The sequence below is a fragment of the Aeromonas sp. s7(2024) genome (assembly GCF_040907825.1).
Lineage (GTDB): Bacteria > Pseudomonadota > Gammaproteobacteria > Enterobacterales > Aeromonadaceae > Aeromonas > Aeromonas veronii.
The window spans coordinates 144,341-167,011 of record NZ_JBFOCM010000016.1 but is presented as its reverse complement, the minus strand read 5'-3'; the positions used below and the strand labels follow the sequence as shown (position 1 = coordinate 167,011).

Here is a 22,671-nt window from a genome sequence, read left to right as displayed (position 1 = left end):
TCTTGCTCACCACTGCGGTCTCTCGCTTACTCCTTTCACGGCTTATTGACAGTTAACGCCATAACTTTGCTTACATATTTGCGGCTGTTATTTATCAGGGCTTTGCTGCAGGATAATCGCCGCGCACAACCTTTTCCGTTTCCATTCAGGTGATCGATGAACATAACCCCCAAGCAGAGAACCCTGGCCATCACCATGCTGATCGCCGTGGTGCTCCTCGGCTGGCTGCTCTGGCCCAGTCAACCACCCAAGGCGATGCTGACCGCTCAGGTGACCCGCGAGGATATCGCCCAAACCGTGCTGGCCAGTGGTGTGCTGCAGGCCGTAGAGCAGGTAGATGTGGGGGCTCAGGTCTCCGGTCAAGTCACCAAGCTGGCCGTCGAGGCAGGTGATCAGGTCAAGCAGGGAGACCTGCTGGCCGAGATCGATCCCCTGATTGCCCAGAACAACCTCAAAACGGCCAAGGCGGAACTTGCCAGCAACCGCGCCCAGCTCAAGATCAAGCAGGCACAACTCAAACAGAACGAGCTCGCCTGGCGGCGCCAGCAGCAGATGTTCAAGCAGGAGGCGAGCTCACGGGCCGATCTGGAGAGTGCCGAGGCCCTGCTGGCGGTCACCCGCGCCGAACTGCAAAATAGCCAAGCCAATATCGACAACGCCCTGATCAAGGTTGATCGGGCCAAGACCGAGCTGGGCTACACCAAGATCCTGGCGCCGATGGATGGCACCGTCATCAGCATTGTGACCCGTCAGGGCCAGACCCTGGCTGCCAGCCAGACGGTGCCGACCGTGCTCAAGCTGGCCAACCTCGAGACCATGACGGTCAAGGCGCAGATCTCCGAAGCCGATGTCACCAAAGTCAAAGCCGGCATGCCGGTCTATTTCACCCTGATCGGCGATCCGGATACCCGCTATCAGGGTACGCTTCGCGCCGTGGAGTTAGCGCCTACCAACATCAACGATCAGGCCACCACAGGTACCACCACCAGCAATGCGGCTGTCTACTACTACGCCCTGTTCGATGTACCCAATCCCGACCATACCCTGCGGGTCGCAATGACCACCCAGGTGACCATTGTGCTCGGCGAGCGCAAGCAGGTGCTCACTGTGCCGCAAACTGCCCTCGGCAAGTCGCTGGGTGACAACGAGTATGAAGTCACCGTGATTAAGGACGATGAGACGACCGAAACCCGCCATATCAAGACTGGTATGAAGGATGAGATCCGCATTGAGGTGATCAGCGGGCTGAGTGAGAAGGAGGAGGTGCAGCTCAATCACGGTGCCCCCGCCGACAATGATGAGATGGCGGTGATGCTATGAGTGAGCCCCTGAACCAGCTGCCGTTGATCCAGCTGAAAGGGGTCGAGCGACGCTACCAGAGCGGCGACAGCGAAGTCACAGTGCTCCACCCTCTTGACCTAACCATCACGGCAGGAGAGATGATCGCCATTGTCGGCGCGTCCGGCTCCGGCAAGTCGACCCTGATGAACCTGCTGGGTTGTCTCGATAGCCCGAGCGGCGGCCAGTATCTGTTTCGCGGTCAGGACACCGCCACCATGGATGCGTTGGCGCTGGCCCGGCTGCGCTGCCACCACTTCGGTTTTATCTTTCAGCGCTACCACCTGCTGCCCCACCTCGATGCCGCCGCCAACGTGGAGATCCCGGCCGTCTATGCCGGCACCAGCCGCCTGGATCGCCAGACGCGCGCGCGTCAGCTACTGAGCAGACTGGGGCTGGCCGATCGCAGCCACCATACACCGGGTCAGCTCTCCGGCGGTCAGCAGCAGCGGGTCAGTATCGCCCGGGCGCTGGCCAATGGCGGCGAAGTGATCCTCGCCGATGAACCGACCGGCGCACTGGATAGCCAGAGCGGCAAGGAGGTGATGGCGATCCTCAAGGAGCTGCACGCTCAAGGCCATACCATCATTCTGGTCACCCACGATATGAACGTGGCCAGCCATGCCGACCGGATCATCACTCTCAAGGATGGTCGGATTGAACAAGATAGCGGCCCCTGCCAAACGGCCGTGTTGGCTCCAGCCACCGCCGTAGCCCCTCAAAAAATAGTGCCCACTAAAGGTGCCATGGGCCACGACTGGGATCGTTATCGGGAAGCGGGACGGATGGCGATGCATGCCATGCTAGCCCACCGGATGCGCACCTTCCTCACCATGCTCGGCATCATCATCGGCATCGCCGCCGTGGTGAGCGTGGTCGCCCTTGGTCAAGGGGCGCGCGCCAAGGTGATCGACCAGATCAATGCGATGGGCACCAACACCATCGAAATCTTCCCGGGCAAGGGATGGGGCGATGAGAAGATGGCCAGCATCCAGACCCTCAACAAGGGGGATCTCGATGCACTGTTGGGGCAACCCTATCTTGCGGGCGCCAGTCCCGAGATCGGCAGCTCAGGGCAGTTGCGCTACCGCAACAAGACCAACAGCGGCAACGTGACCGGGGTCGGTAACGACTATTTCAAGGTGAAAGGGATGACGCTGGTCAGTGGTCGCTTACTGGAGTGGCAAGATATCCAGCAGCGTGCCGCCGTTGCCGTGGTGGACAAGAAGAGTATCACCAGCCTGCTTGGCAAGGAGGAGCCGGTCGGCAAGGTGGTACTGGTCGGCACCTTGCCGGTGCGGATTGTCGGTGTGGTTTCGCAGGAGACCGGCTTCGGCCCCACCAGCCAGTCGGTCAATATCTGGCTGCCCTACAGCGCGGTGATGAGTCGTCTCATCTCGCAGCACCACTTCAGCCAGATCACCATCCGGGTCAAAGACGGGGTACAACCGGCACTCGCCGAGCAGGCGGTGATCGAGCTGATCACCAAGCGCCACGGGGTGAAGGATTTCTTCACCTTCAGCAGCGACAGCATCATCAAATCGGTGGAGAAAACCACCGCCACCATGACCCTGATGGTCTCGGCCATCGCAGTGATCTCGCTGATCGTCGGCGGGGTGGGCGTGATGAACATCATGCTGGTGTCGGTGGTGGAGCGCACCCGCGAGATCGGCATTCGCATGGCCGTGGGCGCCCGCCAGTCGGATATTCTGCAGCAATTCCTGATTGAGGCTGTGATGGTGAGCCTGCTGGGGGGGATCTTCGGCGTCGGCCTCTCGCTCGGCATTGGCGCCCTCTTTTCACTGCTGGTGGACTCCATCAAGATGCAGTTCTCGCTCTTCTCCATCCTGATGGCCTTTGGCTGCTCGTCACTCATCGGGAGCCTGTTTGGTTACCTGCCGGCACGCAATGCGGCGCGGCTCGACCCTGTTGTCGCACTGGCGAGGGAATAACAATGCACAAACTCTCCTGGCTGGCTCTCTGCATGGCCCTCAGCGGCTGCAGTCAGCACAGCACCTATCAAAGACCCGAGCTGACGATTGCCCCCACATGGCAACAGGCAGAGGGCACCCAACTGGCTACGCAGGCTGGCCCCTGGTGGCGGGAATTTCATGATCCCCAGCTCGACAAATTGGTCGAGGCGGTTCTGGCCGCCAACCCGGACATGCGTGTGGCGGCCCTCAAGCTCAAAAGCGCCCGACTGGGGGCCGAGCAGGCCGATACCAACCTCACCCCCTCGGTCAATGGCACTATCGCAGCCAGTGGCAACAAGGATCTGAAAACCGGCAAAGACACCAACAGTCTGGGCCCCTCGCTGAGCCTCAGTTACGAAGTGGATTTGTGGGGCAAGCTCGCCTCGGTGCGAGATCAGGCAAGCTGGGAAGCGGCGGCAAGCGAGCAGGATCTCGCCAGCACCCGACTGCTGCTGATCGGCAATACCCTGGAGCAGTATTGGCAGCTCGGCTATCTCGGCTCTGCCATCACCCTTGGGGAACAGCAGCTGGCCAACCTGACCCGTACCGAGCAGCTGACCCAGACCAAATACCAGGCTGGCGCCATTACCCGACTCGATCTGGCGCAGGCACGCCAGCAACTGGCAGGCAAGCAGGCTGAGCTGGCCTCCCTCAAGGCGCAGCAGGAGCAGGCCCGCAATGCCCTGCGTCTGCTGCTGGGCCGTAGCAGCGGACCGCTGGAGTATGCACCCGCGTCCCTTGCAAAGCAGACCATTCCTGAACTTGCGGTGGGTATTCCAGCCGATGTGCTGGCTCGCCGCCCCGATGTCAAAGCGGCCGAATTGCGGCTGCGCAAGACGCTGGCAAAGGGGGACGAGATCCGCACCAGCTTCTACCCCAGCCTGACCCTGACCGGCAGCGCCAGCACCGCATCCGATAGATTGGCGCAGGTGCTGCAAAATCCGGTCGGTACGCTGGGAGCCAGCCTCGCCCTCCCCTTCCTTGAATACAACCGCACCCAGCTTGCCATCGAAAGCTCAGAGCTGGATTACCAGATCGCTGAAACCGAGTTTCGCAAACAGCTCTACACCGCACTGGTGGAGGTGGAAGACAATCTGGCCGCCCGCCACTATGGCCAGCAGCGACTCGATTATCTGCAGGAACAGCTGAGTTATGCCCGGGAGGCCGAACGCCTGGCAAAGGCTCGCTTCCAGGCGGGTGCGACCGGCGTGCAAGCCTGGCTCGATGAGCAGAACCGACTGTGGGATGCCCAGCAGAGCCTGCTGGCCCAGCAAAAAGAGCAGCTCACCACCACTGCCAAAATCTATCGCGCCCTGGGTGGCAGCGATAGCGTGGCGCCCCGATAACGCCTCCCCCCAATATTCCCCACTCTGCCTGTAGAGTGGGGAATACCATCGCCATCGACCGCACCGAATTCCCTCGCCCACACGGCAGACGAACGCCATTGCTCATCATCAGGGGCAGTTATGGCAGCGCAGCCAATTACATGCATCGGTGACCCAGAATATCCCGGCCATACTTTGCGACTCTCTCTATCCCTCACGCTCCCTGAACGGAGATAACGATTACCGGATATTCCATCAGCAGAGAGCTCGACTCTCGCCGAGCGGCGCCCCGTGAATCGTGACAGACATATCCGAAGCGCATATCTGCACGACGCATACAAAAAGCGATATCACGCAGTTAATTCTGCACGACAAAATTAATCGCAAACAACGAGTGATATTGAGCAAAGTAACAGTGAAGTGAAACGACGGTAAAAAGGATACAAGCGAGGATGTAGATAACAATGGGGCGAAGGGGCAGATTGGATAACCACGAGTAAAACGGCAAAAATAATGCCGCTCAAAGGCGGCATTATTCAATCTCTGAACCTGACGAATTAGATCAGGAAATCGTTCAGGTCTTTACCCAGTGCTACTTGAGCAGCAATGGCTTTCGGCATACGGCCTTGACCGGTCCAGGTTTTTTCCTGGCCATCTTCTTCGTACTTGTATTTAGCCGGACGCGGAGCACGCTTGCTCTTGGCAGCGCCAGTCGCAGCAGCCGGAGCTGCGGCAGTCGCCAACAGCTCGCGAGGGTCAATACCCGCCTGCTGCAGCATTTCGGTGAATTCATTAAGCTTGCGCTGACGCTCTTCCTGTTCAGCACGCTCCTGTTCAACAGAATCGGCGCGCTCTTGGTAAACCAGGTCAAACTTCTCTTTAGCTTCCAGCAGTTGCTCAAACGGCAGCTCACGAATAGCCGCACGCAGACTGCGAATGTTCAGCAGAACTTTCAGAAACTCGTTCATTATTTCCTCACAAAAAAGTCGGTTACAGGGATACCGTTTCAGAATAGCATGGACAATTCGCGAGAACATACAGTTTTTCTATATTAACGTTCTTTTTTTCTTAAATTTCACCATCAAGATCGAATGCTTGCCACTATCAATAACAAACTGGCTGGAATGCAGATCTTCTGGGTAGAGAGGTGATTACCATCTTGTGTTCAAGAAACATCGGTATTTCAAGACTCATTAATTTCCAGTTCAGCATCCAACAAAACTAACTCGGTAACCTGCTTTATAAGCCTGAGCGAACATTTCTACCATACGTTCAACATCACGTGACAAGACTATGCCTATCTGTTTAGCAATGAACACGTCTAGAACCTGTCCCTTCACCCGATGATGAAGGGAATACTCCCAATTGACTATCAACCCCTTCAACGCCATCGACAAAATTACATATTAATCAATTGGTTGGAATCGCCACATGACATTTCAAATATGCCTTTCATAGCCCGTTTGACAGACGCATGCGTCCGAAAACAGACTGTTCAGATACTGGTTGTCCAGAAGGGAAAAAATAAAAAAGCCAGCCGTTTTTAAGGGCTGGCTTTCTATGTATCCAAATAGCACTATTTATTTTTGGTTATATTTTTGCCTGATTGGTCAACACCGGTAATCACTGCCTGTGAAGCAGACCCAGTTAAAAGGGGCTCGGTTGGATAGAGCTTAAGTGCTTCAGCTCGCATCGCATTGGCTTCCTCTGTACGACCCAATGCATTAAGCGCGATCACCATATTGGCGTATATGTTGGCACGCGGTGTATGGCGTATGAATGCCTGCCCCCACTCCAGATAAGCTTCCAGTTCGGTCTTGTTATTTGTCTGCAAGCCCACCATCAGACGAACTGAGTTCACATCAAACTCGACTCGGGTCAACCAAGCCATGGGATTGACGATATCAAGTAGCAAGGTCGGCTCTTTATACCCACCCCGTTCATATTTGGTGACTACCCATGCGGTGTGAATTGCTGTGAGCATAAAGGGAACGACCAGCAGCGGGATAGCGATCGCCATAAATCGCAGTAACAGCCATAGGCGGCACTCCATATCCCACCATGATGAGAAACCCTGACTCGCCAGGTTGGTCTCCTCAATTTCGGTATCGATGATATAAATCAGCGTCAGCAACAGCCACCATAACACGATCGCATGGTAGAGAGGGTATTCCGTCTGGGTATGAAGCAATATTGGGGTAACCAAGGCAAGCAGCCCCATGGCATGCACCCAGCGCACACTCGCCAGACGCCATAATAATGCACCTCCCATGATCACCATGCCGACCATGGGTGCAATACCGCCCTCAACAGCCCAATAGAGAAACTCGTTGTGGGGGTGGTCAAGATTGTACTCAATCTGCACCATGGACGGATTCAGTGCTTTATCAGCCATGTAGTGATGGAGAAAAACAGATTCAAAACTGCCGTATCCCCATCCACTCCAAGGAGCCTGTGCAATCAGTTTTACCGCATAAGGCCAGTAAATAGAGCGCATACCACCGGACTGATAGATCTCTAATCCTCGTTTTGCTCCAGCCAGCCAATATTGTGATAACAGGCCAATCGCTACAGCCAAAATAACCAGACCCAATATCCGCCATAGCAGCCGCTGTCGATAAAGCTGAGGCATCAGTAAGAACAGGGCTAGCAGGCCGCCTAACTGCCCCACTCGGGATTGCAAAACAACGAGCAGAAGTGCCGCAGATAGAATGACGCCATAGCGCAACGCCATCAGCAATCGACCACCCTCTCGGCGTAATTCCAGCCAGATAGCAAGGGCAAGGCCAGTTGCCATAAACGTCGCCATCACGTTTGGCTGTTGAAAGATCCCGTAAGGGCGATTGGCCTTGGTGTCATAGCCAATCCAGTTACCTGGCGTTAACAGGTAGAACTGCACCAGCCCCAGCACTGCCTCCATCGCGATCGCAATCAGGATGAGATAGAGCAAGCGATCACGCTGCGCCTTATCAAAACGCCATTGATAGAGTCCAAACAAAAACAGTAGGCCAGCAAAAAGTCCCAGCAATCGGGGAATAGCATAATCCTTGAATGCAAAACCAGGATAGAGCATCGGGAGCAACAGCAAGAGTGACCCTATCCATAAACCCGCTTGTAATGGAGAGAAGAGCAGGCGCTGACGTAACGTCACCTGCCACAATCCCAATCCAATAGCCAACGAGGCAAACACCCATCCCCACGAGTTAAAGGGCAAATACAGCCCGGCTCCTCCGGGGTTGTGCATAAAAAAATGCACTCCAAATAACCAGTATAATGAAGATAAAATCCAATACAAGCTGCTCATATCTTATTTCCGTATACTCAACGAGCCCCAAACCCTGTCAGCATTGTTTTAATAGTTTTGATTACTATTAATAGATCCAGCCAAAGCGAAACGTTTCTAATATAATAAAAATCATATTCTAATTTTATACGAGTACTATCTGTATCAGCTGAGTAGCCATGCATCACCTGAGCCCATCCACTTATACCAGGACGGACCATATGACGATACATATAGAATGGTAATTCAGACTCAAACCTCTCCACAAAAAAACGCTGTTCAGGCCGTGGACCAATCAAGCTCATATCCCCTTTAAGAACATTAAAGAATTGCGGGAGCTCATCAATTCTATATTTACGAATAAAATGACCAACACGAGTAATCCGCTTATCAACCTCCTGAGCAAAATATGCATTGTCTAATGATGAACTGTCATGCATACTACGAAACTTATATATTACAAAATCTTTATTGCCCAGCCCAACTCTCTTTTGCTTAAAGAAAACAGGGCCAGGGCTTTCTAGCTTTATTAATATTACCGCTATAAGTAACACCGGCATAAAAAAGGGGAGTGCAATTATAACAATCAAAAGATCCGCAAGTCTTTTTAAATAGAAATAAAACAATGAGGGAATAGCAGAACCCAAGTCATTTTCATATAATTGCTCAACGCTCACTCGGCCTGTTAATGATGCATATATAGTTTTGCTGTGATAGATTGGTATCCCTAACAAAACGAAATCAGTTAATAACTTTTGCCATTCACTCGTCAAATCAGATGAGTGAAAGTCAGCAACTACGGCATTACCACAAAACAGAGAAAAATCAGGTTTGTGAAGAATATTCCATTCAACAGCAGTCAAGGCACACAGTTTCTGATAATTACCAACCGAGATGATAGAATACTTAACCTTGCCAGATCGTGTCCCTAAGTAATAAATAAGCCAGCAAGATACTAAAGCTAATATATACGAGCTTATAATTACTGGCCTACTATACTCAAGACGAAACAGCAGCAACACACCGAATAATATTCCATACACTGCGGTTACTGTTGGAATCATATAAGATAAAGCATTAACTCCAGGATAGCAAAGCACTCGACTTAGGAAAAAACCAGTAGTAATACATGTTATAAAGATGCCTAAAAGTGAATTTATTTTAACATCATCAAGGAAATTCCAAAAGTCCCCGCCCCAAAACAAAAATGCAGGTAGTAATGTTGATACCAAGGATGTAAAAAAGAACATTATTGTATAATTAAACCGTACAAGGTCATACCAACGACCACCATATGGATAATAGCTATTATTTATCATGAAAAACTCATTTAGTTATCAACCACAGGGGTGAGCGCCATCGATATGCTGAGCCAATATGTCAAAATATATGCCAATGATTTTTTTCTCATCGAATCTGGCACTGACTAATTGCCTCCCAGCATGACCCATCAAGGTTCTTTGAGCTGTAGTCATTCGTATGAATGTCATCATCGCATCAGCCAATGATGAAACATTTCTAGCTTGACAGAGTAACCCGGTTTTCTCATGTAGCAGTACATCTCTACATCCAGGAACATCGGTAACAATAATTGGCTTTGCCATTGCAGCAGCTTCGATCATAGTTCTTGGCAATCCTTCGCGATAAGAAGGTAACACAATACAATCACTTTCCATTATGATAGGCCTAACATCATGTGTAGTACCGAGATATTCCAGCACACCTTCATTGATCCATTCATGCAACTGTGCATATCCGATCGCTCGTGGGTTATCAGCCTGAACATCGCCTAGCAATTTAAACTTTATGTTTGGATGACTAATGTGAATCTGCTTTGCGGCTGATACATATTCTCCAATCCCCTTATCCCATAACAACCGCGCAATGAGCAAAAAACTAACCGAGTCATCTTCAGCAAATTTTTCTGAAGGATAAAAAAAACTCAAATCAACGCCCTCGCCAGGCAGTAACAGAGTCTTTCTTTCATCTACCAACTGTCTTGATACAAATTCAAGGCGATCATCTTCATTTAAGAAAATGACTAGCTTAGGATATTTAAAAGCGAATTTATAAAGCAATCTTACTACTTTAGGGACCCAACCATCATTCATAAAGGCATATCCTAACCCAGTGGTTATAGCCAAGGCAGGTGTGCGACAAAGATGTGCAGCAAAAGAACCATATACATTTGGTTTTACCGTATAATGGATAATTAAATCCGCATTAACTCTTCTATATATTCTTACGAAATCAAATATTAATTTTAGTTCAACAATTGGGTTGACTCCCTTAAGGGATAGTGCCAACGGAATAAATGAACACCCCAAATTACAGAGCGAAAAAACTGTATTATCAGGTGGAGCAACAATCGTTATGCGATATCCATGTTGTATAAGTGCAGATAATAATCCGCGGCGAAAATTCCACATTGACCACGCTGTATTGCTCACCATACAAAGATGTTTGCTCATGTGTAGTCCTGGTAAAAATTTAACCAACGCAGACAGATAGTCTCTATTGAATAATGGTTAATAACCCGAGTCCGAGCCTCCTTGGTCATCACCTCTCTCTCAAGCGGCGAGAGCATCATAGCCTGCTCAATCGCGGTAAATAGCTGCTGACTATTTTTAGAGAGGACAAGCAATCCAGCAGAGCCAACCACTTCCCTCACTCCACCACAATCGGTGGCAACCACTACCCGCTCAGTAGCCATAGCCTCAGCCACAACTAAACCAAACCCCTCCCAAGCGGATGACAACACAAATATATCTGCTGCACTCATCCAATCTTCAACATCATAGCGCAGCCCCAAGAAATGAACTCGCTCACTAATCCCTTGTGCGCTAGCGATTGTGGTTAAGTATTCTTTTTGCTCACCCTCACCTATAATGACCAACTTAATATTATTGAATCTCGAAGATAACATCGCAAATGCAACAAGCAAATTTGTATAGCCCTTGGCAGCGGTCAGTCTGCCTACTGAAATTAACAATATGTTATTGTCATCAATCCCAAGCTGAGAGCGTAATTTATTTCTGACTGTGGAGTTAAAATAAAAACGCTCCGTATCAATACCATTATACATGACTTTCATTCGCCCGGCAGATACCGCACCTTGTTTAATAAAAGCCTCAACTGCTTCTTGGCTTACGTTTGTGTTAAGATCACATAACCTTTCGGTAAGCCGGTATGCTAATATCCGCCACCCTCTCCCCTCATTAACACTATGTGCAGAGCAGATAAGCTTCGGAAATGATACAAACAATCGTAATAACCGAGCAAAAATATTTGCATGCACCATATGGCTATGCACCACATCCGGTTTATATTGATTAAGTAACCTGATCGCCTGCCAGTATGCTTTGAAAACACTAAATGGAGTTTTCCTCATCTGCAGTGAAACGATGTCTGCTGCAGTCGAATGTGGGCGATTTCTAATTTCACCGGTCATCGAGATAATTAATATATGGTGGCCCAACCTAATAAATTGATCTGCCAAATCGCACACTTGTCGTTCAGCGCCCCCCATACCAAGGCCTGTGATTACCATCGCAATTTTCATGCTATTTCTTCAACCAACAGTAAAGAATACACTGGAGACTTCTGACACATGCTTTGACCTTGCCGAACAATCGAGTATCTCGGATCACCTGGTCTCGATAAAACAAACCGAAACCACATGGATTACTTCTTAGATTTTTTTTAAAATTTGAGGTGTAGCCATCAGGAAGATATTCACACAAGTATATTACTTGGTCTACATAAAAAACTATCTTACCTATATCGGCAATTTTATTCCATATATATAACTCTGGTACAAACTTTTCGCCCGGGAACTCAGGAAAAGGACACTCACGCATAACATTAGTGCGAAAAACATAAGCCAAGTCACCTTTTAATACATGTCCTGCCATGATGGGCTGCATTACTATTGACTTGATCCATGCGGGGTCGGAGATACCAATTATGTGACCAGATAATGTTGTTCTTCTAAAACACATCCCAACAAATTCCGAGCCAATATGATTCATAACATCATATAGCTTGGCAACAGCATCACCAGTTAATAAGTCATCACTATCAACAATGATAATCCAATCACCGGTCGCATGAACCACACCTTCATTTATAGCGCGATGCTTCCCTCCATTTTCTTTATAATAATAATTGATTGAAAAGTCAGATTTAACTCTATAATCAAAAATAAGCTCGGCGGTACCATCAGTGCTACCGTCATCGATTACGAGCCATTCAAAGTCCTGCCTTGTCTGCTGACACAAACTGTCATACAACCTTGGTAAAACATATGCTCTGTTATAAGTTGGCGTCATTATTGTTATCATTGCACGACCTTACACACGCAACCTTGATATTGATGAATGAAGTATATCGACATCGTCGCAGCCATCATCAAAAAAGCATTAGTTATGTAAACGATGTAAATGTCACCTGAACGAAATACTTTTAGCAACAGCCAATGGTTGAATATACTTATAATTAATAGAAAGAACCACTTGCACATTATCAAAAAATATTTTTTGTCACGGTATAATCGTTGCATTAAAATGCTATCCACAGCGAAAAAAGAAAGCGCAGGCAACATCATAATGGCTAATTCTGCTGCTAAATCATAATCTTTTCCAAATATAAAATAGACAATTTCATGTAGCCATAACCCCCCCATTAATTGCAAGATACATGCAACTAATAACAGCCCTAAACAGACCGTATGTATTTTCTTTACTCTGCGCCCATATAACATCATTGGCGCTATAGACTGCACAACTATACCAAGTACAAGTACGCCCTGCTCTAGCATTTGACTAGCTACACCATACATGGCTAGTTGTTCATACCCTAAGTAATGCTCGATGAAAAAGCGATCAATCCTCATATAAATCAGCATCAGCATTAATGGTACCCAGAGCGCCCCACCTCGACTTAACATTATCACTGCCACTTTTTTATGCCAGTCCCAAATGCCACCTCTAAAATAAATAACACAACTCAGTGACATAGCTAAAAACATTGCTTCTATTGCCCTGCTTGAATAGATGATGAAATAAGATGAAAATATAAAAGCGAGGCTTACCAAAAGCACCCTTAATAATAAAATTGCAAGACGAATCGCTACAACAACACCTATATTTGTGGTGGCTTGATAGTAGTTGGCTATTACTGAAAATGGTTCATTAAAAATGAGCGCCAGTGCCAATAGCATCAGCATTAATCTTACATCTTGATCTGCGACAATAAAATTTGCGTAGACTAATGTGACAAGCAAAGCAACCAAAGCGAAAAGTAGACGAAAAACAAATACTGAAGATAGTATCTTCCAACGCAAATGAGGATGCCGAACTAATGCCGGAACAACAACTTCCGAGCCGGCAATCAATGTAACTGATGACAATAAAATGACGGCATTGAGCGAATATAGCCATTTCCCATATAATGACACACCGAGTAGATGACTAATTACCCCCTCGCAAAAAAAAACCAACCCAATGGTCACCATTTTTTCAAATAATAGAATACTAACATTAGTAATAATTGCGGCATATTCTCGATAAAATGCCACAACCAGGCCTAATCGCATCCAAGTTGCCTCATTATAGAAACAGGTAACTCAATTTCTAGCCAGCAAAAAATTAACATTGTGTACTGGTAGCTTCACGATGTTCTCCGTTATTGTATGCTGCTGCTTCGCTAGCCACACAAGATCACAAATCCCATCAGTTGGCTCAAAGGCCGCAGGGGCATACATAAGAATGTCACGTACTTGTTGGTGATCAAAACGGTGACAGGCCTCATCCAGCGAAGCTAGCAAGGGTCGCAGCCGAGACCATGGTAGCCAGCTCTCTTGTGCCACCATGATCCTGGGGTGTTCGGTTCCTCTGGCATCATCACCAATCAGTAACTCTTCGTAAAGCTTTTCACCCGGCCGCAACCCCGTCACCTCGATGGCGATATCACCATCGGGCCGCTGCTCATCACGCAATGTCAGACCACTCAGGCGTATCATGCGCTTCGCCAGCTCCATGATCCGTACCGGTTGCCCCATATCGAGAACAAATACGTCGCCCCCCTCCCCCATTGCGCCAGCCTGGATCACTAGCTGGGCAGCCTCAGGTATTGTCATGAAGTAACGGATGATGTCGGGATGAGTCAGGGTAATGGGCCCTCCTTTATCTATCTGCTGTCTGAATAACGGTACCACAGAACCCGAAGATCCAAGCACATTGCCAAAACGCACCATACAAAAACGGGTTTGATGCTTTTCACGGGTCAAGGCTTGCAAGATCAACTCGGCCATACGCTTGCTGGCGCCCATGGTATTGGTCGGCCGCACGGCTTTGTCGGTGGAGATCAGCACGAATGTCTCGACCCCAGCCTCAATGGCAGCCTGTGCAGCATACAGTGTTCCAAATACGTTGTTGCGCACTCCTTCAATGATGTTGAACTCGACTAGCGGGACATGTTTATAAGCTGCTGCATGGTAGACCGTCTGGATCCGAAAACTCTGCATCACCGTCTTGAGGCGATGCTGGCGCTGCACTGACCCCAGTAACGGCACCAGATCCGTTTCGATTTCTTCACGATGACACTGCTCCCGCAGGTTTTTGTGCAGGACATAGAGGGCGTATTCGGATAGTTCGAACAGTACCAGGGTGGATGGCCGACACCGCAAAATCTGGCGGCAGAGCTCAGAACCAATAGAGCCACCGGCACCTGTCACCATAACCGCTTTGCCTGTGATATTGGCTTCCATTAATTTTGTCACCGGCTCTACCGGGTCTCTGCCCAACAGATCGTCGATGGAAACCTCATTGAGCTGATCTATGCGAGCCGAGCCATTGACAAGATCGGCCATCCCCGGGATGGAAAGCACTTCGCAAGAGAGGGGCTCAAGTGCATTGATCACCTCCTGACGACGCGCTCTAGTGCTGCTCGGCATGGCCAGCAAAATCTTCTGTACCCCATGGTGGTCAATCAGGGCTGGCAATTGAGCACTGTGATAAACGGTACAGCCCTGGATCACGCATCCCTGTTTGGCGGGATCGTCATCAATAAAGGCGACGGGATAAAACTCATTACCTTGCAACAAGGCCATTTGCAGCTGTCGACCCGAAGAACCCGCTCCATAGATCAACACCTGGGTACGAGCCAGACGGGTGGTATTGAGCAGCGCTCGGAAAAACAGCCGCACACCACCGACCAGCAACACCAAAAAGGAGAGATAGATAACAGATACCGTTCTGGGCAGAAAGATATCAAAGTAAAACGCAGAGAGAACAAAGAAACAGGTTGAAAGAAATGCCCCTAGCGAGATTGTCCATAAGACCCTAAAGCTGACATATCGGAGTACTGCGCGATAGAGCCCCAGCCGTACAAACAAACTGATGCTGACAACAATAATTGCGCCAAGGAGTGCCCAGTGATGAGGGCTATCGATGGGCCAGTTATGTTCAAGCCGGATCCAGTACGCTCCCCAATAGGTCATGGTGATCAAGAGCATATCAACGGCGACAGAGATGACACGCTTACTGGATCGTGATAGGGAGCCCAGACAAGTCAGTAGCCAGCCCCCTCCGGGTAAAAGCTCATTTTTCATTCTGGTACTCCTGCATTCAGGTGATACGCAAGAAAGGCTAACGGCAAGTAGGCAATGACCAGACCGATCACACCATCGAGCTGGCCCAATACAATCATGACAGCGATCGGCGCAAGCCATAGGCTATTTATAAGAAGCACAGCCAATGTCACGTTTCGATGACTTTGCCAACGTCTCGCCAGATATTGATAGCCATGAGTACGATGAGCCTCGCTCAGACGACATTTCAGACGATAGCGATTTAGTAACGTCCAGGTCGCATCAACCACAAAGACTCCGAGCATGACGAGCCATGCCCACAGGAATTGAGGCGCAGAAACAGCATCCAGCAGCATCAGGGAAGCCAGCATCAAACCAAGAAATCCGCTGCCACCATCCCCCATAAAGATCCTAGCGGGCGGAAAATTCCAGCACAAGAAGCCCGCCGCCGAAATCCCCAGTAGCAGGCTCAAACTGGCAGACGACCACTCCCCCCCAACCAGATAGTGAAATAACCCCATGAACAGACAGACGACAACGGCTTCACCTGCTGCCAAGCCATCGATGCCATCCATAAAGTTGTACAGGTTGATAAACCAGATCACCCCCAGCCAGGCCAGCAGGTAACCAAACCAGGCAAGATCCAGCTGCCAACCAAAGAAGGTCAGCGCTGGCAAACCATCAACAGCAGAAACCACCAAAGCTGCCGCCATGCTCTGCACAATCAGGCGGGTTCGAGGCTTGAGAGAGATGTGGTCATCGATAAAACCAACCAATGCAATGCCCAGCGCCGCAGCCCATATCAATGCGAAGCTGCTCTGGGATATGCCGGCGGGAAGTGGGATCAGGGTGACAAACAACGGGGCTGCCAGCAGAAAGGTCGCCACGATAGCCATGCCACCGCCTCTCGGGGTAGGCACCTGATGCGAACTGCGATGATTGGGTTGGTCAAGCAAGCGGGTCTGGGCGTAGCGCCTGAGCAGGCCGGTCATGGTGATTGAAAGAAAAAGACAAAATATCGACAACAAAACAAATGCCAGCATCAAGACGACTCACTATGGATTGACGCCATCAGAGATAGGGTCTGAGAGAGCGAATAGGGTGCCGACCATTGTAATCGGCTCTGAGCCTTGCGGGTATCCATTTCCAGAGAGCCATAAATCCGTTGTAGCTTGGCATCAATCCCCAAACAGCGTCCAAGCACTCTTATTACTCGTGGTGGGAGATAAAAGAGCCGACAGCGAACCCCTTCTGCTTCTGCAATCGCCGCCAATAACTGCGACGTCGAGACTGCGACAGGATCTGCGACTAAAAAGACCTGATTCACTGCAGCAGGGTGCGCCATCGCATGGGCAATGAAGTCACACAGATTAGGTAACGCCAACAGGCTACGCGCATTGGTCAAACGGGCAAAAGGGAGCGGGATCCCTTTGCGCACCCACGTCATCATACTGGCAAAGTTAGCCTTCACTCCTTCTCCATAGATAAGAGGAGGACGAATGATGGTTACAGCCATACCATACTCTTTCGCAATTTCCATCAGCCCCTGCTCCGCCTCATACTTCGAGCGTCCATAGGGATCTTCTGGCGGACTTTGCACATGCTCATCAAATGGCTTGCCTGGCTCGGTCTGCTCGCCATTCACTTTGATCGAACTGATAAAGATGAAGCGCTTCACCCCTGCCTCAGCAGCCTGCCGGGCAAAAGCGAGGGTACCCTCTGTATTCACCGCTCGAAATGCTGCCAGGGGATCTGTCGCGGTATCCAACATCACATGCACTCTGGCAGCACAGTGAACAACCACATCTACCTGTTGCAATTGGGCTGTCCAGTTGGCATCCGCAGTCAAAGAGGGAGCCTGAACATGGTAATAAGCCAGCGGGTGACTTCGGACAGCTCCTTTAACATTCGCCCCCAGCGCCAGCAAGTGTTCACAGACCGCCTTGCCTACAAATCCGCTGGCTCCTGTGACCAAGACTGTACTTTTGATATCTGCCATTACCACCAACGCCAACCGTGAATATTGAAGAAAGTCACCATGGAACGCCCAAACATCCAGATATGGCGCCAACCTTTGCGGGATGCATGCCCACCATGATGAACGACCTTCACCTGAGGGACATAAGCAATACGGCTGATCTTTCCAGCCCGCAAACTGATGTCAAAATCTTCAAAATAGAGGAAAAAGCGGGGGTCAAACCCTCCTAGCTGCTGCAGAACATCTGTGCGAAACAGCATAAAACAACCACTGACAATGGGTGGGTCCCACAGCACGTCAAGATTGTTGAGCTGATCTGCCATCTCATATTTCGCCAAACGCGTCTGGAATAACTTCTTCACAAAATCGGGTGCAAAACCACGCAACAGTAAATCAAATACGGTGGGATAGCGTTTACAAAGCCGTTGTACCTCACCATCTTCCCATGTAGCGAAAGGCGTCAACAATCCGCAATCCGGATGTTGCTCCATAAATTCGAGGGCATTGTTCAGTGCATCTGGAGCAACTTCAAGATCTGGATTCAGGATAAGATGATATTTAGCATCAGTCTGTAATGCACGGTTATGACCGACACCAAACCCAGGATTTGACTGTGCAACAATCAAGTCATACTCACCTGTAAAACACTTGTTTATATCTTCATTTTTAATAGCCAGGTCATTGGATGGAGAGTGATCCACAACCATCAAAAAACTCACAATTCCAGCATCAGTGACTGCTCGCTGTAATTTTTTGAAAGCACTTGTTATCATTGACTTTTCAGTGCAATAAGTAACCACTGAAATAGATAAATAAGATTGGCACATGCTATTTAATCCAGTGATCACGCAACAGTAAAATATTGCGTTCAAAAACGTTATAAATAACCGCAGAGACAATTAACGTAGTAAGAATAAAACCAAACCAATATAAAATAGCAGTATCCTCAGTCACATTTGGCAAATAGAACCCCATAGCACTTAACACTACCAAGTTCACGAGATACGCAGAATATGACCATCTAGCTACTGACTTTACAAATCTATAGAATAAATTATTAACTCTAAAATCCATACCCAAAACGAGCAGACCGGCAGCAGCGACATTCGCGATTGTAAATAAGAATATCTTAAGGAATTGACTTTTGTCCATCACTGCATCTGGTTGCATCGAAATAATGACAACAGGAATTAACAATAACGATAAGAAAGGCGATGCCTTGATTATCCTATCTCGCCACAATTGACCATGATAATAGAGGTAAGACGTTAACACCCCAATCATAATGGAATCAAGGCGTAGTAATGCTGTCGATCTGACTTGATTGAATGTTAACTCAGGATATGAATACACACTCATTATTCGCATCGTAAACGAAAACCCTAGCAATATAAAAAGAGTAACCAACAATGACTGTATAGCTGAAGAACGCCAAGTAAAGAACATGATCACAGGTATAAATAAATAGAAAATCTCTTCAATGACTAAACTCCACGCCTCCCCAAAAAATCCAGGATGGGGTGACAACAGACTTTGCGTAAATGTCATATAGCGCCATAACTCCGGCATCGCCTCAGGTCGCCAAGAATCGATAACAAACCAATTTAATAATAAGAACAATAAATAATTAGGATAAGTTCGCAAAAAACGGCGACCCAAGAAATTGGGGATCCAACACCATTTATTATTACTACGGGAACTTTTCTCGATAATTATTGAACCGATTAAAAACCCAGATAATACGAAGAAAATCTCGACACCGAGAAATCCGCCAAACTTGAAAAGTTGAGCATCTGGAAAGACAGGAAGTAACAGACGCCTGCCATGCGATAACAAAACCAGCAAGATGGCACTGGCTCGACAAATGTCGAGCCAGTGATTGTTTTTCATACTATCACGATTATTTAGAGCTGAATTCATCTAACTTTAGCCCCAAAAGCCTTTCACTTTCCGCGATCATTTCACGGTATGTGCTGTTATTAAAGCCCCACAGTGTGGAATCTAACTCTTCTTTATGCCCTACTAAAAATTTTGGTGTAGTAATGACATGTAGATCACTGCGGCTTTCAATATAACGATCTATTGTATTGGTTTTTGCATCATGATTTCGGTCATTCCAGCCCAAGAGCTTTTCATAGAAAGCGCTGGAATAGATATTCATTACCGTACTAGTCATTTTGTCGATCGTGACATATTTTTGGCCATTATAGTCGGTACACGCCAAGATATTAGTATCTTGATGCAAATTAGCTATCAGTCCCGAAAAAAGATCCCAATCTTTTCGTTCATGGAGATACTCATTTACACTTTCCAGACGAGATAAAAAATGCTCAGGAAATTCAATATCATCTTCGCAAATCATTATACGTTCAAGCTCTAGGTCTTTTGCGCGATGCAATAGAAATTTATAGCTCAAACCACACCCAACCCATCCAAGACGATGCCTTAGACCAGGAAAGTATTGAATGCCATAATGATTGTCATTATCAAAATCAGCACGTCGGGAGACTGTTTCCGGCAGTCCTAAACATACCCTATCTGAATCAAAATTAATGGCGTCTGCTACTGCAGTATAAAATTGCTCATAAGTAATAAGATCGTGAGCTAAAAATGCTCTCAGAAAATAATATGAAAACATATCAGGAGTCTCGACACATGCCTGTCTTAATTGAACGCTGCGCTCACTCCGTCTAACATCATCACTAACCCAATAGCGAACTCGCTCTACCATTTCATCAATATCATTGATTGGTACAAAATCGACAAGAGGCAACAATGCCGAATGCTCATCCATATCTGCACTTTCTTCAGATACAATGATTTTATTTTGCGACAAACACTCGTATATTCTGGTTGTCTCCAGTAGCGCGCCTTCATAATAATGAATGTTAACAATCACCTTTGCTTTTGACATTTCAGCATACAACGCATCACCAAAGAGATCATTGATGATTTTCACTGAAAAATGTTTTTTTAGCTCAGTAATATAAGCTCTACGTCTATCATTATTAATATCACCATAAAATAGCACATCCACCGTCTCAGAGACTGGATTGGCAAGGTCGCGCGGCAGAAAACCGACTGGCAAATGATATATCTGGCGATAACTCAAGCCTTTCTCTTGCAAAAAAGCAATGTTTTTTAATGAGTAGTCAAAAACAGCTAACGCGTTTTGCAGACGGGCAAGGTAATCCTCTGTAAACCATCTAGAACTAACCGATTGTTCAAGTTGATAAGCGATATACTGCCCAGGTAAAACATCAAACATTTGTGGACAAATCACAATGTGCAAAACATCCAGATAGCCATCTTCAGGCTGCTGATATTGCACCATGGCATTAATATTCACTTTCTGCAAGCTTGCACACATCAATTCAGCCAGATAACCACAGTGTGCAGTAGTCAGAATAACTAACTCAGCAGTCTCTTTATCTCCCAGTGAAATGACCTCATGCATTGCATGATGAGACTGGTTACCCAATACATGGCTAACTCGATGTAACGTTGCTCTGACACCTTGCTGTCGCAAACTGCGCCACCCTTTCATTAGCAAAGAGGGATCTCTGGCAAGAATAACCATAGGACGCAGTAACGGACGGATCGCTCGCGCCATTTTACCACGCCGGCCGCCTTCACTGCATACTTGCCGCCAGCCATGCTGTAATGCAACGATATCACCGCGCAACAGACGGCCAACTATTCGTAACGGCATTGTGATCCGCCATGACAAACTGTTCGTGATGCGCTGTATTTGCTGCTCAATGATAGTGACTCGGTCAGCTGCGATCTTCGCCTGCTTGTGCAGTGACTCAATACTTGCAAGATACTCTTGATGTTGCCGTGATATTTCAACTTCGTAATCAGCCACTTGGCGGGCATGTAATGCTGCCTGTTCGGCAATATAGGTTGTCTGTTCAGTATTACGCGCTTGCCAAGCCCTCGCATCAACTTGATGCTCGCGAGCAAGATTGGCAAACTTTATAGTAACAGCCGCTTGCACCGCAGCAGGGAGACCATCAAATATGTTAGGATCAAGCTGATCTTGTTGCATGTATTCGCTCACATGACAAAGGATTATATCGTGCTGTTCAGGTTGGCCCAATCGAAAGCGTAAATAGGCAGGTTTTAATTGCAATGAGAAGGGCACCAAATAGCCAAACAGATAGAAACTGAGCCGTCTTAGACGTTCAGCCTCATCATGGGCTTCCAGTATAAAATTGTAAGAGTTATCGCCCCAGACCGTTAATGGTTTGTCCAGTAACAACGCCTCCAGGCCAACACTGGAATTAATAGTGAAGATCTGCCGACACAAGGCAACAAAATATAGACTATTAGGTGAGTTATCGAGATTAATCTGCGCAGCTTTAAGTGCAAATGGGCTACCTGGATGAGCTCGTACCAGCAGATCAGCTGCTGCCACTTGCTGCCGTGCGGCAGCCAGCAGTGCGAGATTGCTCATTCCATTGCCATAAGCAACCAGATTAGAGTCGTCCTCGACTTGCAACACAGCCCCACATTCATAAGTGGTTTGAGCAGGTAAACTCTGGCAAGTTTCGGGATGAGTCAAGAAAAACCGCAATAGCTCTCGTGTCGTGAGTGACCATTGCCAATCATGGCAGAGGGAATAACGTTGTGCTGACTCAGTGTTGCCATTGACACCGCGAAAATCGACATAGCCGGTCTCGCGATACAAGGGGCCACGCAGTGGGCCCAATTCAATATGGATGACGGGAATACCACGGGCAGCACATACCGCCTCCAGTGACGCAACATTACAAATAGTGACGATGGCTTCAAGTTGAGCAGGAGCTGCATCCAGTAACGCCTCAAGTTCACGCTCAAACGCTGCATCGCGCTCACACAAGAAGCGCCGAAACGCCTCTATCGGATTGCCATTGAGTTTATTGAGCCAATCATCAAATCTATTCTCATCCAGCCATGCGTAATGATGTTGCTCAGGCTGGGCGTTAACAGGCAAGGAGTAACCTAACCGAGCCTGTACCGCGGGGTCACATTCCCAGCGACCATCCCAATCACAAGCAGCGCGGACATAATCGCGCCCGGTGATAAAAAAAGCAGATTCATCCGCCCACTCACCCAGCAAACGGTAATAGCACCAAAGATAAGGCGCAACTTGAGCACGAAAAGGATAAGGAGGTAGAAAAGCAGCCAGCATTGATAAC

Annotated in this window: 16 protein-coding genes; 3 read left to right on the top strand and 13 right to left on the bottom strand. The window is 48.3% G+C overall.

All coding sequences use genetic code 11. The features are described from left to right. The first annotated feature begins 156 nt into the window (after nt 1-156). From macA to AB5Y73_RS05800, 3 genes are read left to right on the top strand one after another with little or no spacing between them, the layout of a single operon-like run. Nucleotides 157-1,320 carry a macrolide transporter subunit MacA gene (macA, locus tag AB5Y73_RS05810; RefSeq protein WP_107684180.1) on the top strand — a complete coding sequence of 388 codons (1,164 nt, stop codon included), beginning with the start codon at nt 157-159 and terminating at the stop codon, nt 1,318-1,320. Continuing rightward, nucleotides 1,317-3,290, top strand: a complete 1,974-nt coding sequence (locus tag AB5Y73_RS05805) for a MacB family efflux pump subunit (protein WP_181497480.1) — start codon at nt 1,317-1,319, stop codon at nt 3,288-3,290. Before macA ends, AB5Y73_RS05805 begins: the two co-directional genes overlap by 4 nt. A gap of 2 nt (nt 3,291-3,292) precedes the next feature. Next, nucleotides 3,293-4,657 carry an efflux transporter outer membrane subunit gene (locus AB5Y73_RS05800; RefSeq protein WP_118854068.1) on the top strand — a complete coding sequence of 455 codons (1,365 nt, stop codon included), beginning with the start codon at nt 3,293-3,295 and terminating at the stop codon, nt 4,655-4,657. Nucleotides 4,658-5,193: 536 nt separating this feature from the next. On the opposite strand, the gene AB5Y73_RS05795 is transcribed toward AB5Y73_RS05800, so the two are convergent. The 13 genes from AB5Y73_RS05795 to AB5Y73_RS05735 form a co-directional block, all read right to left on the bottom strand. Beyond that, nucleotides 5,194-5,604: an H-NS family nucleoid-associated regulatory protein gene (locus AB5Y73_RS05795; protein ID WP_005344269.1), complete on the bottom strand. Its 411-nt coding sequence runs from the start codon at nt 5,602-5,604 to the stop codon at nt 5,194-5,196. A 608-nt stretch (nt 5,605-6,212) separates the two neighbouring features. Further along, nucleotides 6,213-7,940 (bottom strand): PglL family O-oligosaccharyltransferase, encoded by a 1,728-nt coding sequence (locus tag AB5Y73_RS05790; protein ID WP_139441259.1) that lies wholly within the window; start codon nt 7,938-7,940, stop codon nt 6,213-6,215. Between the two features lie 17 nt (nt 7,941-7,957). Next, on the bottom strand, nt 7,958-9,238 hold the full coding sequence (locus AB5Y73_RS05785; protein ID WP_118854069.1) for a sugar transferase: 1,281 nt from the start codon (nt 9,236-9,238) through the stop codon (nt 7,958-7,960). Between the two features lie 18 nt (nt 9,239-9,256). After that, nucleotides 9,257-10,390, bottom strand: coding sequence for a glycosyltransferase family 4 protein (locus AB5Y73_RS05780; RefSeq protein ID WP_118854070.1), 1,134 nt, complete (start codon nt 10,388-10,390; stop codon nt 9,257-9,259). Further along, nucleotides 10,387-11,481: a glycosyltransferase gene (locus AB5Y73_RS05775; protein ID WP_162850472.1), complete on the bottom strand. Its 1,095-nt coding sequence runs from the start codon at nt 11,479-11,481 to the stop codon at nt 10,387-10,389. Before AB5Y73_RS05775 ends, AB5Y73_RS05780 begins: the two co-directional genes overlap by 4 nt. A gap of 1 nt (nt 11,482) precedes the next feature. After that, complete coding sequence (locus AB5Y73_RS05770; RefSeq protein WP_234829677.1) at nt 11,483-12,250, bottom strand: glycosyltransferase family A protein; 768 nt, start codon at nt 12,248-12,250, stop codon at nt 11,483-11,485. A gap of 8 nt (nt 12,251-12,258) precedes the next feature. Then, nucleotides 12,259-13,515 carry an oligosaccharide flippase family protein gene (locus AB5Y73_RS05765; RefSeq protein ID WP_279499276.1) on the bottom strand — a complete coding sequence of 419 codons (1,257 nt, stop codon included), beginning with the start codon at nt 13,513-13,515 and terminating at the stop codon, nt 12,259-12,261. Nucleotides 13,516-13,545: 30 nt separating this feature from the next. Next, nucleotides 13,546-15,531, bottom strand: coding sequence for a nucleoside-diphosphate sugar epimerase/dehydratase (locus tag AB5Y73_RS05760; protein WP_118854073.1), 1,986 nt, complete (start codon nt 15,529-15,531; stop codon nt 13,546-13,548). Then, complete coding sequence (locus AB5Y73_RS05755; RefSeq protein ID WP_118854074.1) at nt 15,528-16,553, bottom strand: glycosyltransferase family 4 protein; 1,026 nt, start codon at nt 16,551-16,553, stop codon at nt 15,528-15,530. The genes AB5Y73_RS05760 and AB5Y73_RS05755 overlap by 4 nt, the downstream gene beginning before the upstream one ends. After that, nucleotides 16,553-17,509 (bottom strand): SDR family oxidoreductase, encoded by a 957-nt coding sequence (locus AB5Y73_RS05750; RefSeq protein WP_181497482.1) that lies wholly within the window; start codon nt 17,507-17,509, stop codon nt 16,553-16,555. The genes AB5Y73_RS05755 and AB5Y73_RS05750 overlap by 1 nt, the downstream gene beginning before the upstream one ends. Next, entirely contained in the window at nt 17,509-18,315 is an 807-nt protein-coding gene (locus AB5Y73_RS05745) for a glycosyltransferase (RefSeq protein WP_118854076.1), read from the bottom strand. The genes AB5Y73_RS05750 and AB5Y73_RS05745 overlap by 1 nt, the downstream gene beginning before the upstream one ends. Before the next feature lies 1 nt (nt 18,316). Further along, nucleotides 18,317-19,378, bottom strand: a complete 1,062-nt coding sequence (locus tag AB5Y73_RS05740; RefSeq protein ID WP_118854077.1) for an acyltransferase — start codon at nt 19,376-19,378, stop codon at nt 18,317-18,319. Nucleotides 19,379-19,388: 10 nt separating this feature from the next. After that, nucleotides 19,389-22,664 carry a glycosyltransferase family 25 protein gene (locus AB5Y73_RS05735; RefSeq protein WP_118854078.1) on the bottom strand — a complete coding sequence of 1,092 codons (3,276 nt, stop codon included), beginning with the start codon at nt 22,662-22,664 and terminating at the stop codon, nt 19,389-19,391. Nucleotides 22,665-22,671 lie beyond the last annotated feature (7 nt).